10 protein-coding genes and 1 riboswitch are annotated in these 11,696 nt (G+C 69.5%); of the genes, 7 read left to right on the forward strand and 3 right to left on the reverse strand.

What is annotated here, in order from left to right:
* Positions 1-36: 36 nt before the first annotated feature.
* The 4 genes from ACTOWY_RS14355 to ACTOWY_RS14370 all read left to right on the forward strand — a co-directional run bounded on the left by ACTOWY_RS14355 (position 37) and on the right by ACTOWY_RS14370 (position 3,758).
* A complete protein-coding gene (locus ACTOWY_RS14355; protein WP_441310112.1) occupies positions 37-885 on the forward strand; it encodes a YwqG family protein in 849 nt (282 codons plus the stop codon).
* Between the two features lie 124 nt (positions 886-1,009).
* Positions 1,010-1,978 carry a ParB/RepB/Spo0J family partition protein gene (locus tag ACTOWY_RS14360; RefSeq protein WP_441310113.1) on the forward strand — a complete coding sequence of 323 codons (969 nt, stop codon included), beginning with the start codon at positions 1,010-1,012 and terminating at the stop codon, positions 1,976-1,978.
* Positions 1,975-3,018: a phosphotransferase gene (locus ACTOWY_RS14365; protein WP_441310114.1), complete on the forward strand. Its 1,044-nt coding sequence runs from the start codon at positions 1,975-1,977 to the stop codon at positions 3,016-3,018. Before ACTOWY_RS14360 ends, ACTOWY_RS14365 begins: the two co-directional genes overlap by 4 nt.
* A gap of 110 nt (positions 3,019-3,128) precedes the next feature.
* Entirely contained in the window at positions 3,129-3,758 is a 630-nt protein-coding gene (locus ACTOWY_RS14370) for a QsdR family transcriptional regulator (RefSeq protein WP_441310115.1), read from the forward strand.
* 43 nt (positions 3,759-3,801) lie between these two features.
* Here the strand turns inward: ACTOWY_RS14370 and ACTOWY_RS14375 are convergent, their stop codons facing one another.
* Both ACTOWY_RS14375 and ACTOWY_RS14380 read right to left on the reverse strand, forming a co-directional pair.
* Positions 3,802-5,010, reverse strand: a complete 1,209-nt coding sequence (locus ACTOWY_RS14375; protein ID WP_441310116.1) for a S1 family peptidase — start codon at positions 5,008-5,010, stop codon at positions 3,802-3,804.
* 225 nt (positions 5,011-5,235) lie between these two features.
* A complete protein-coding gene (locus ACTOWY_RS14380) occupies positions 5,236-6,069 on the reverse strand; it encodes an MBL fold metallo-hydrolase (protein WP_441310117.1) in 834 nt (277 codons plus the stop codon).
* 8 nt (positions 6,070-6,077) lie between these two features.
* Positions 6,078-6,145: riboswitch (guanidine-III (ykkC-III) riboswitch) on the reverse strand.
* 162 nt (positions 6,146-6,307) lie between these two features.
* Between ACTOWY_RS14380 and ACTOWY_RS14385 the strand changes: the two genes are divergently transcribed.
* Genes ACTOWY_RS14385 through ACTOWY_RS14395 form a run of 3 tightly spaced genes read left to right on the forward strand, consistent with a single transcriptional unit; the run spans position 6,308 to position 8,572 of the window.
* A complete protein-coding gene (locus ACTOWY_RS14385; protein WP_441310118.1) occupies positions 6,308-6,739 on the forward strand; it encodes a hypothetical protein in 432 nt (143 codons plus the stop codon).
* Positions 6,736-7,338, forward strand: coding sequence for a DUF3558 domain-containing protein (locus ACTOWY_RS14390; protein ID WP_441310119.1), 603 nt, complete (start codon positions 6,736-6,738; stop codon positions 7,336-7,338). Before ACTOWY_RS14385 ends, ACTOWY_RS14390 begins: the two co-directional genes overlap by 4 nt.
* A 1-nt stretch (position 7,339) precedes the next feature.
* On the forward strand, positions 7,340-8,572 hold the full coding sequence (locus tag ACTOWY_RS14395) for a hypothetical protein (protein WP_441310120.1): 1,233 nt from the start codon (positions 7,340-7,342) through the stop codon (positions 8,570-8,572).
* Positions 8,573-8,636: 64 nt separating this feature from the next.
* Here ACTOWY_RS14395 and ACTOWY_RS14400 read toward each other — a convergent pair whose 3' ends face one another.
* Positions 8,637-11,618, reverse strand: a complete 2,982-nt coding sequence (locus ACTOWY_RS14400; RefSeq protein WP_441310121.1) for a hypothetical protein — start codon at positions 11,616-11,618, stop codon at positions 8,637-8,639.
* Between the last annotated feature and the right edge of the window lie 78 nt (positions 11,619-11,696).

The following is an 11,696-nucleotide window of genomic DNA, read 5'->3' on the forward strand; positions in this document are numbered from 1 at the left end:
GACCGGGTTGTCAGACCCCCGTGCCAGGCTTTTCCGGTGACCAGCCCACAGGAACTTCGAACCGCCCTCGCCGAGCTGTCCCGCGAACGGCTCGGTGACGACCTCGGCGACCGGCTCGTCGAACTCAGCCGCCCGTCGATCCGGCTGCTGCACCAGGAATCCGGCGCCGGCCGCTCCCGGCTCGGCGGCGACCCGGTGCTGCCGCCGGGCACGGAATGGCCCGCGGTGCGCGGCGAACCGCTGAGCCTGGTGGCCGTGCTCGACCTGGCCGAGGTGGCCGAGTTCGCCCAGGTGGACTGGCTGCCGAAGACCGGGCTGCTGAACTTCTTCTACGACCTCGTCGGGGAGTGGGCCTACTCCCCGGACGCGGTGGACAGCTTCCACGTCGCCTACCTGCCCGACGGTGGCGTGCCGGTCCCAGCGCCCGTCGGGGCAACGGTTTTCCCGGCGCGGCCGGTGCGCTTGGCTCACCTGCTCTCGCTGCCGACTCTGGACGATGAGGTGCCCGAGTTGGCCCAGGCCGACCCTGGGCGGCTGGAGGAGCTGCGCCAGGAGTGGGCGCGCTGCTCGGCCCGGCTGGGTGACTGGCCGGAGGACGCGCCGAGTCACCAGATCAACGGCTGGCCGGACCTGGTCCAGTGCCCGCTCTGGCTGGAGGCGCACTACGACTCGCAGGGCATGGAGTGGGCGGAGGCGCCCGAGGAACAGGCCGAGCACGAGCGGCTGGCGCGGGCGCAGTGCTGGCAGTTGCTGCTCCAGCTGGACTCCGACGACACGATGGACTGGGTGTGGGGCGATGTCGGGACGCTGTACTACAACATCCCCGACCAGGCCGCCCGCGCGGGCGAGTTCGACCGGACCTGGTTGATCATGCAGTGCAGCTGAGGCTGTTCGACCACCCGCACCGCACGCTCGAACACCCACCCAACAAGACGAGACTCATTCATGTCTCTTCTTACGATCCTGATGATTATTGACTCGTAAATGAGACACCGGATATAGACGTCTCATGGAACTGGGGCAGCAGGAGCGGGCACAACGCTCGGCATCGTGGCCGGAGCTGGGGCTCGTCGATCTACCGGTGCGGCTGGTGGCGGTGTCCGCGCTGCGGGCCGAGTCGATGTCACCGCGGCAGGCGGGGGAGAACATCGAGCACGTCCGGCTGCTGGCCGACAGCACCGCCGAGCTGCCGCCGATCCTGGTGCACCGCAGCTCGATGCGGGTGATCGACGGCATGCACCGGCTGCTCGCGGCGGTGGCGCGCGGCCGCGGCGAGGTCGAGGCCTGCTTCTTCGACGGGCCGGAGCGGGACGCCTTCGTGCTCGCGGTCCGGGCCAACATCGCGCACGGCCTGCCGCTGTCCGCGGCCGACCGCAGTGCCGCCGCCGGCCGGATCCTGCGCAGCCACCCGGAGTGGTCGGACCGGCTGATCGCCAAGGTCGCCGGGCTGTCCCCTGGCACGGTGGCCGGCATCCGGCAGCGCGACGACCGGGCGGGCGCGCCGCTGGCCCGGATCGGCCGGGACGGCCGGGCCCGGCCGATGAACAGCGCGGATGGCAGGCGCAAGGCCGGGGAGCTGTTCGCCGAGCGGCCGACCGCCTCACTGCGCGAGGTCGCCAAGGCGGCCGGGGTGGCCGTGTCCACCGCGCAGGACGTGCGCCGCCGAGTGCGCGCGGGCGAGGACCCGGTGCCCGCCGGGTTGCGCGCCCGCGCCCGGCCCGCGCCGCCGCCCGCACGGTCCGGCGTGGACCGGGAGAACGTGCTGCAGGCCCTGCGCGCGGACCCCTCGCTGCGGTTCAACCAGTCCGGCAAACTGCTGCTGCGCTGGCTGGACGCGGCGCCGGTGCCCGGTCTGCCCCTGGACCAGGTGGTGGCTGGCGTCCCGGACTACCGGCGCGGCGATGTGGCCGAACTGGCCATGGCCGCCGCCCGCGCCTGGCAGGAACTGGCGATCCGGTTACGCCGGAACGCCCGGTGAGCGAACTGGCCGTGGTCCGCGACCTGCTCCGGCGGCACTGGCCCGCGCACTGGGACCGGACCGCGCCGGAACGGCTGCCGGACTGGGCGGACACCACCCGGCACTGCGTCTGGCGGGTGCCCTGCCACGGCCGCGCCCACCTGCTCACCCTGCGCCGCCACCAGGACGACCCGTGGGCCGAGGCCCGCTACGCGCTGCGCCGCCGGGTGCTGGCCGACTGCCACCGCCAGGGCCTGCCGGTGCTGCTGCCGATCCCCACCGCCGCGGGCGCGCCGGCCGGCTGGCAGGCCGGGTTCGCCGGTGAGCTGACCCCGATGGCCAAGGGCGTGGTGCCCAACCAGTTCGCCCCGCCGCAGGTGGCCGCGATGACCACGGCCGCGCTGGACCTGCGCGACTGCCTGGACCAGCTGCCCACCGTGCTGCGCCGTGGCCTGGCCGCGATCACCGCCCCGGCCCCGGCCGGTGACTGGGCCGCGGCCGTGGAGCAGGCCCAGCGACTGCTGCCCGCCGCCAGGGGCCGGGCCGACATCTGGGGCTGGACCGCCACCGCGGTGCTGCGCGGCGTGCTGGCCGCCGTGCCCGCGCTGTGCACCCTGGACCAGCGCGGCCCGGCGCCGGCCGCGGTGGTGCACGGCGCCCCGCACGATGACAACGTGCTGCTCTCCGGCGGCGGCGAACCCCAGGCGCTGGCCGTGCTCGGCTTCGACGAGCTGCACGTGGGCGACCGGCTGCACGATCTGGCGGTCATCGCCGACACCGCGGCCAGGGTCCGGGTCGGCGAGACCGCCCGCAGGCAGGCGCTGGCCCGGTTCCTGGACCAGGCGTTCCGGCGCGGCCTGCTGCCCGACGGCGAGGAGCGCTTCCTGATGCCGGTGCTGCTGGCCAGGACCGTGCCCGCCGCGGTCGAGCTGATGGCCCAGCTGCTGCGGGACGGCCGGGGCGGTCCCGAACTGGCCGACCGCCTGGACCGCCTGGACCCGATGCGCAAGGTCAACGTGCACCACCTGCTCACCGGCGCCGAGGTCCGCTCCTGCTGCTGAACACCTGCTGTCCAACCGCGGACCGGGCCCGGTCGAGCAGGTGGCCGGTGTCCCACGATGAGGCAGATTCCCGATGTGTGTCGCGCTGAGATAAAAGATAAGATGTCCACATGTCGGCCAAGCCCAGCAGCAGGCCCGTTGTCCAGGAAACCCCGCTCAGCCGGGCGTTGTCCGGCTGCGGGCCCACCGCCAAGGCGACCCCGGTTGACGCGTTCAAGGTGGCCCGGACCTGGTTCCTGGAAGGCCGCCGGGTGGACATGCAGCAGCTCGCCGAGACCCTGGGCGTCAGCCGGGCCACGCTGTACCGCTGGTGCGGCAACCGGGAACAGCTGCTGGGCGAGGTGATCTGGGCGCTCACCGAGGAGCAGCTCAACCGGACGAAGAGCAAGGTCCAGGGCAGCGGCCTCGGCTATGTCACCGAGGTGATCGGCACCTGCATCGCCAAGTTCCGCACTTCCAAGAACCTGCGGCGGCTGCTCTCCGACGACCCCGAGTACGCGCTGCGGCTGATGACCTCCAAGCACGGCATCGTGCAGGGCCGCATGATCGACTGGTGCGCGGAACTGGTGTCCGGCCTCAATCTGCGCCCCGACCTGGACCTGCCGGACCTGTCCTATGTGATCGTGCGGATCTGCGAGTCCTTCGTGTGGAGCGACCTGATCACCGGCGCCGAGCCGGAGACGGAGAAGGCCGTGGTGATCATCGAGCTGCTGCTGGGCGCGGCCCAGGTCGCGGAGTGACTGACGGGGACCGGCCCGCGCGCCGGTCCCCACCAGGTTTTCCCTACTGGGTCTGGAGATCCAGCCCGTAGGCGGTCAGGATCTCGCCGATCGGCTGGAAGTAGGCGATGTTCGGCTCACCCACCTTCTCCCCGCATTCGGCCTTGTCCTTCTCGTCGATCCGCCCGTCCCCGTTGGTGTCCTTGGTCCGGTAACCCATGCCACCACTGGTGACACCCTGGGCGACCGTGCCCGACATCCACGCGCCGCCGCTGTCCCCGCCCTCGGTGCACACGCTGGCCTGGGTCATCTCCTCCACCCGGGTGCCGCCGGCGTAATTGACCGTGACGTCAAGGGATTCCACCTCACCGCAGGTCCACCCGGTGGTGCGGCCGGACTTGCAGATCACCCCGCCCACCGCGGTGGCCCCGTGCCCGGTGACCCGGACCGCCCGGCCGTTGTACTGGCTGACCGCGGCCTGCGGCGTCCAGTCCGCGGCCAGCGAGGAGTAGGCGTAGTCGTTGACCGGGAAGCTGTGGTCCCGCACGGTGCCGAGGTAGGTCCCGTTGCGCCGGAACTCCCCGTCGGCGATGCCGTCCGCGCAGTGCCCGGCGGTGATCATGACCGGGTTGTCGTCCCGGTCGGTGGCGTTGAACCCGACCGAGCAGACGTAGCCGCGCCCGCCGACGGTGAACTGGATCTCCTGTCCGCCATAGAGATTGGCCTGCGCGCTCGCCTGCCCCGCGGTCCGCTTGACCCGCGCGCCCTCGATCGCGCCGACCCGCGCGGCCAGCCCGTCCAGCGCCGCCCCGGCCGGGATGGTGGCCACCACCGCGTTGCCGGCGACATCGGTGTGACTGCTGCTGCCCGGCACCCCGGTCAGCAGCCGCCGCACCGCCTCCTTGGCCCCGGCCAGCTTCGCCGCCCCGTTGGCCACCCGCTTCGCCTTGGCCCCGGCCGATTCCGCCGTCCGCGCCGCCGCGTCATCGGTGACCGCCACCACCACGCGCCCGGCCTCCAGGTAGGCCCCGGCGGCCCGCCCACCCAGTTCCGCGGTGAGCCGGTCCGCCTTGCGGGACAACGTGTCCTGGTCCGCGATCCGCCGCACCGCCGCGTCCCGGTCCAGCCCACCCGCGACCAGGTGGTCCACGGCCGCGGCCTCCGCCGCGCTCAGCTCCGGACTGGCGAGCGCGCTGGGTCCGGCCAGCATCGCGGTTGCCGCGACGGTGACCGCGACCCCGGCACGCAGGGTGCGCCAGGTTCGATCCGACATGACTCCTCCTCGACTGCCCAGCGCACTCGCCAAGGGGTGAGCCCTCGTCACCCTGCAGGGGATGGCGTGCCGCTGTGTTGTGCAGTGCGGAGTCTGCGTTTCCTTGCGGTCACAAGGAATGACCCGGTTTTCAGATGGCGTTCAGTTCACGCCACTCTGTTCAAACAAGTTCAGACCACACAGTGGCCCGCACCCGTCCGGCCCAGGTCGGCAGGCTGAGTCAGGTCATACTGACCGGTGGTAGACAACAAAGCTGGGAAATGCGTGCACACCCGGCCGGTCCCCGATCTCCCGGATCGCGGACTGGATCTCGCGCAGCTGGGCCACGGACAGCTCCAGCGGCGGCTCGTCCGGCTGGTAGGTGGTCCGGATCGGATAGTCCACTCCGGACTCCCGGGTCATCTCGATGTGGCAGCCCAGCACGTGCGAGACCGGCCGCCGCCCGGCGAAGTCCACCAGCCGGTCGATCGTCGCGCCGAAGGCCGCCCAGTCCTGGACGTACAACCGTCCGGGGTAGACGGTGTCCCCGGTGAGCAGGAACCCGGTCCACGGATCGAAATAGGTCACCGCCGCCTCGTGGTGCCCCGGACTGGCAATGCACTCCAGCACCCGCCCACCCAGATCGAGTGAGGCCAGCCCGTCCTCGTCGAACCCGAAGAACGCCCGCACACTCGCCAGCCCCGCGTCCACCACCGTGGTATCGGCCCGCCCGGCGAACTGCCCATCCCCGGCGACATGGTCCCCATGCCCGTGCGAATGCAGGACAAGCAACCGGTAACCCACCCGCGGATTCCGCGCCAGCCACTGTTCGATCAGTCCGTCCACGATCTGGCGCAAGGGAAAGAACTCGGCCGATTCGGTGGCTCCGGTGTCCACCAGCACCGCGGTGTGTTCCCCGAACAACAGGAACAGGAACGGCGCCTCGTAATTGATCGCCATGTTCTGCCGCAGAATCACCGAGTTGCCGTCATACCAGTAGACCTGGAGATCCGGATCGGTGTTGTGCTTCGCCGACTCCGAACCATGGATCCAGCGCACGTCCAGGGGAAGGGCCACCACGACTCCATCGTGCGTCGTCTTGGCGGTCCGGGTACGGCGCACATCTCGTCCGGGGAAGGCACGAACGAGCCCCCGATCAGCAACATACACGCTGCACTAGCGCTACTCCGTTCGGGCGAACCTCCGATTAGGTGGAGCCAATGGCTTGTTGCCATCGTCCATGGTTACGATGCGAATAAGTTGGCGATAAGCCACGTGCGGCTGGGGGGCCCGTGCTGTTCGAGGGGGAGTACCACCGATGGCTGATCCGGACGAGCACCTGCTCACACCTACTCAGCGCAAGATGCTGGACGAGCAGAAACGCGCCAATCCGAACCCGGTGCCGGTTGACGTGCAGGGATCGTTGAGCCAGGTCGGCCGCTACCGGATCGATCCAGCCCACGCAGGGAAGGCCCTGGCCAAGCTGGAAGAGGCCCTGGAGGAGGTCCGGGCCATCGGGGAAGACGCGAGAAAGCTGCAAAAGCTCGACCCGCCGTACAACGACCCGTACAGCAAGGCCGCGGTGAAGGCGATCATCCAGCGGGCCAGTGACGAGCAAGGTTGTCACGGCAAGGCCAACAAAGACCTGGAGAACACGCTCCAGAACATGATCGACAACATCAAGGCTATGGTGCGCGAGCACGAGAACACCGAGGGCAAGAACAAGGGCATCGGAGGACACCGCTCGTGACCCGCACAGTCCAGCTCGCCGCCATCATCTCACTGAGCACGCTGGTGTTGTCCGGTTGCGGCGGAGGCACGCCCGACCCCACCCAAGCGACCAGCGCACCGACCAGCACCAGCAAGCAGAGCCTGGCGCCGCCGATCAACAACCCGGTTTCCGCCGACGCGTTCAAGGACCGGCCGTGCGACCTGCTCACTCCAGCACAACGCGAGACCGTGGGGGCGACCAAACCTCCGAAGGCCGACGACTCCGTCCTCGGGCCAGCCTGTGTCTGGGGGCCCAAGGACTCCAGCGAGAACACCCGCGTCTCCGCGACTCTGTACACCAAGCCCGAAGCCGTGAAGTGGGAACGCTTCTTCGAGCTGAAGGACCAGAACCCGTTCTTCGAGCCCGCTGGTGAGCTTGCGGGTGTCCAGGCTGTGCACACCCACGATGAGAAGACCGCCGAGCGCGGCGGCTGCACCACCCAACTGGGCCTGAGCAAAGACCTCATGATGGAGGTGGCCGTGAACCTGCCGTTGAAGTCGCCGGACTACAAGACGCCGTGCAAGGTCTCCGATCGGATGGCGACACTCGTGATCCAGAACCTACGGGCAGGGGGCTGAGATGGGCCAGGAAATCAGGTACATCGCGATCAGCCGGGACGGCAGTCTGCCGCGCTCCCAAGCCTTCGACGGCCGCACCATCTATGACTATTTCAACCAAGGCGTCAAAGGCACCGGACCCACCACCGAAGCCAACAAAGACTCCTGGTCCAAGCTCGGCAAACGCTACGACGCCGTCGCCCAGCTGATCACCGACGCCATGTCCACCGGCCGGATCGCCTTCGAGGGCAAAGCCGCCGACGCCATGCACAACAAGATCGCCCCCGTGGTCGCCATCGCCACCCAGGCCAAGGGCGTCTGCGACAGCGTGGCGCTCCAGGTCGCCGCACAAGGAGACCACGCCCGGCGAGCACAACAGGCCATGGAGCAGGTTCCGGATGTGCCGGACAAGCCGTGGCTCAACGATCTCAACCCGATGGACACCGACTACGACAAAGCGAAGCGGGCCGAAGGCGAAGCGTTCAAACGCAACCAGGAACGCTTCGATTCCTACCGCGGCAACACCCAGGGCACCGTCGACGCCCTGCCCCAATACCAATTCCAGCCCCAACCCGAACTGACCCTGGACACCGGCAACGGCAACCCGGGTGAAGTCGACCCCGGCCGCCGCGACCCAGGCCGAGTCGACCCACCACGCGGACTACCAGGACAACCCGGCCGAATGGACCCACCCGGACCCGGCGGCGGACCCACCGGCAACGGCGGAGGCGGCACCGGCAACGACCAGGTACGCAACGACTGGAACATCCCAGCACCACCCCCAGTCGGCGGACCCCCACTGCCACAACCCATTCCCGCACCTGGACCAGTCCCTGGACCGAGCCCGCTACCGGTGCCGCCGCCCGGGATTCTCCCGCCCGGCGGGCAGCCGCCCGGTGGCGGTAGCGGCGGTGGCCGGGCTGGTACCGGTGGTGGCGGCGGGTTCGGGCCGCGGGGGAGTGGCGGGGCCTTCGGGTCCGGCGGGCGCGGTGCCGGATTCGGGCCCGGTGGGTCCGCGGGCATCGGCGCTGACCCGCACGCGGCCGGTGGTCGTGGTGGACCCGGCGGCACCGGCGTACGCGGGGCGGCGGGCACACCTGGTGGGCCGATGGGCGCCGGGGCGGGCGGCCGGGGCGAGGAGGACAAGGAACACCAGCGGCCGGAGTACCTGATCGAGACCGAGGACATCTTCGGGGACACCCTCACCGTGCCGCCGCCGGTGATCGGGGAGAGCGGCGGGCCTTACGGCGGCTGAGAAAACCACGGCGCGGGGCCGGAACCAGCACTGGGTTCCGGCCCCGCGCCATGGGCAGGGGGTGTTACGGGGTGACCTTGATGTTGGTCAGGCCGGTGGTGGCGCCGGTGACCGTGTTCGAGGCGTGCACGACGTTCGGGTTGGCCGAGCACTTGGACACCGACGGGATGTAGATGGCGTACTTGCCCACCCCGCCGAGGTCGGACTTGTTGCCGCGCCAGGTGTTGCCGCAGCCGTTCGGGAAGGACGGGCTGCTGGACGGGTTGTGCGTCTCGTAGCCGTTGGCGAAGACGCCGGGCTTGGCGAAGGTGCCGGTGTTGTTCTCGATCAGGTAACCGGTGCCCTTCACGTCGATCCAGGAGTCCGCGGAGTTCTGGCCCTTGATGCCGGTGCCGTTGAACTTGTTGCCGCGGATCACCCCGGCGCTGGTGCCCTCCTTGACGTCGATGTGCTCGGCCGCCACCTCGGGCCCGATCTCGTTGTCCAGCACGCTGACCCGGTCCGAGCGGTCCGCGCCACCGGTGTTGCCGTGGCACTTCCAGTTCGAGCCGGCCGAGCCGATGTAGACGCCCTCGCCGTAGCTGGGCTGCACCAGGCCGGCGTGGGTGATCCTGGAGTTCCTGATCACGCCGTCGGCCGAGGAGCGCCGGAAGTGCACCGCTTCCTCGTCCACGTGGTGCACGTAGACCTTGTCCAGGGTGACGTGGTGGGAGTTGTCCAGGATGACGCCCTTCTTGGAGTCCTTGACCGTGAAGCCGGTCAGGTTCCAGTAGGGCGCGTTGTGCAGCCACAGGCCGTAGCCGGAGTCCCAGCCCGCCGTCGGGACGGGGCAGGACGGCGCGGTGCCGGAAGGGCCGTCGTTGATCAGCACCGCGTTGGCCGGGCCGGTCAGGGTGATCCGGGCGGCGGCGGTGCCCGCCTTCTGGGTCACGAACGAACCGCGGTACTCACCGGCGGCGAGTTTGATCGTGTCGCCCGGTTTGGCGTTGGCCAGCGCGGTTTTGAGCTGTTCCGCGGTGGAGACGTCCACCAGCGCGCCCTGGGTCGCTTCGGCGCCGAACACGGTGGCACGGCCCGGGTTCTTCAGGAACAGGCTGCCGGAGGAGTCGGTCTTGCTGGCGTTGACCCCGTTGTTGGACTTGGTGAAGTCCACCGTCTCCTTGCTCGCCCAGTCCGGGATGGTGGTGCTGCCGACGCTGAGGTGCTTGAACTTGCTCGCGTCCGCGGCGTCACTGCCGAACTGGTAGATCCGCTGCCGGTCGCCGTAGTAGGGCTGGAAGGCCCCGCCCTTGACGGTCTGCTTGCTCATCTCGTTGTTGTAGAAGACGTTCTGCGGACCGCTGGAGCCCGACCACTTGGCCGCCTTGGGGCCCGCGGCCCACCAGATCGGGTACCAGGTGGAGTCATCCGGCGCGCCGCCGCCCTCTTCGCCGCAGTTGCTCTTGCAGTTCTTGGAGGCGTGCTCGAACGGCACGGTCACCTTGTTGTTCTCGAACAGGTTGCGGCGCTCCCAGCCGCCGTGCACGTTGAGGTCGGAGTCGAAGTCGTTGCCGACGACCACGTTGTTGGAGGCCGACCACTGGAAGGTGAAGTGCCGCAGGTTGCGGGTGGTGTTGTAGGCATACAGCGAATCCCACACCCGGGAGCCGCGGAAGTAGCCGTTGCCGCCCTTGCCCTTGTTCCAGGAACCGTCCAAATAGGACTCCTGGATCTGGATGTTCTTGGCGCTCTCGGTGACGATCGGGTGCGAGCCGGTCATCTCCGCGCCCACCCGGCGGATCCAGGTGTTGGCCGCCCACTTGAGCACGATGCCGTGCATCTCGTACTCGGGCGCCACGTTGCCGTAGTTCTGGGTGGCGTCGGCCTTGGTCACGTTGTGCGTGCCGCCGCCGTGCTTGGGCATGCCGTTGAGTTCCTGGGTGATGCTCAGGTCCTCGATGCCCACGCCCTGCACCACCTTGAGCGGGGTGACCCGGCTCGGGTAGGTGGTGCCGCCGATGGCCGCTGAGCCGTCGGCGGTGGAGTTCAGCGGCAGGTCGTATTCCAGGGGCTTGTCGATGGTGAGGTCCTTGGTACTGGAGTTCACCGCCGTGATCTGGAAGATCTGTTGCCGCATATGCAGGTTCAGGTACTGCGCGGTGTTGGTCACGGTCTGCTGCTGGTAGAACTTGATCGTGTTGGCCGCGCCCACCCACAGGTAGCCGCCGACCTTGAACTTGCTGATGTCGGCGTTCTTGGCCAGCTTGATCTGATTGGCGCCCAGGGCCGAGCCCTCGCGCAGCGGAATCCCGGAGGCCCAGTGCTGGTTGATGCTGCCCTCGAAGATGTCCTTGCGGTTGGCCGGGGCCGACTTGTGGTCGGCGGCGTACTTGGGTGAGACCTCACGGGTCTGCACCCGGAGCAGGCCGCGGCCGGGCCACATCCAGCCGCCCTTGCCCGCGCCGTGCACCATGCCGTCCTCGTCCCAGTCGCTGCCGTCCTCGGTCAGCGCGTCGTAACGAGTGTTCGCGTCCGGGCGGAAGACCAGCGTGGTCTTGCCCCGGCCCGCGCCCTTGATCAGCAGGTAGTCCGCGTCCACACCGAGCTGCCGGGTGACCGTGAGCCTGCCCTCCGGCAGGGTGATCGAGGACAGCTTGGTGTAGCTCGCCTTGGGCGAGCACTTGGTGCGGATGTCGTCGATGGCCTTCTGCAGACCGGCGGTGGCATCGCTGCCGTCGGTCTTGACGCCGTACTGGGTGGAGAGTTCGCTCGCGGTGATCTGACATGCCGCGTCCGGGTTGATCTCGGAAGGGCCGGGTAGCGCGGCCCCGCCGCGGTAGCCGGCCTTGCTCCAGTCGGGCAGACCGGAGATCGGGGCCCGGCGGTTGGCACTGGTCAGATCGGGCAGTGCGGCCTGGACACCGGATTCGTCCGCGGCACCGGCCGAGGGCGGGGTGACCAGGGCGGAAAGGCCGCTGAACGCGAGCGCGGCCGCGGTGAGCGCGGCCGTGCGGCGGCGTCGCCGTGCGGAGTGACCCGCGGGCGACAGCCTGGTGAGTCGCAACATCGTTGCTCCTGACAGATCTCGTTTCGACGGGGCAGGGCGTCGTTGGCGGCGAGACGTTCAGGCGACAGTTCAGGTGAA

The organism is Crossiella sp. CA198 (genome assembly GCF_052078295.1).
Taxonomy (GTDB): domain Bacteria; phylum Actinomycetota; class Actinomycetes; order Mycobacteriales; family Pseudonocardiaceae; genus Crossiella.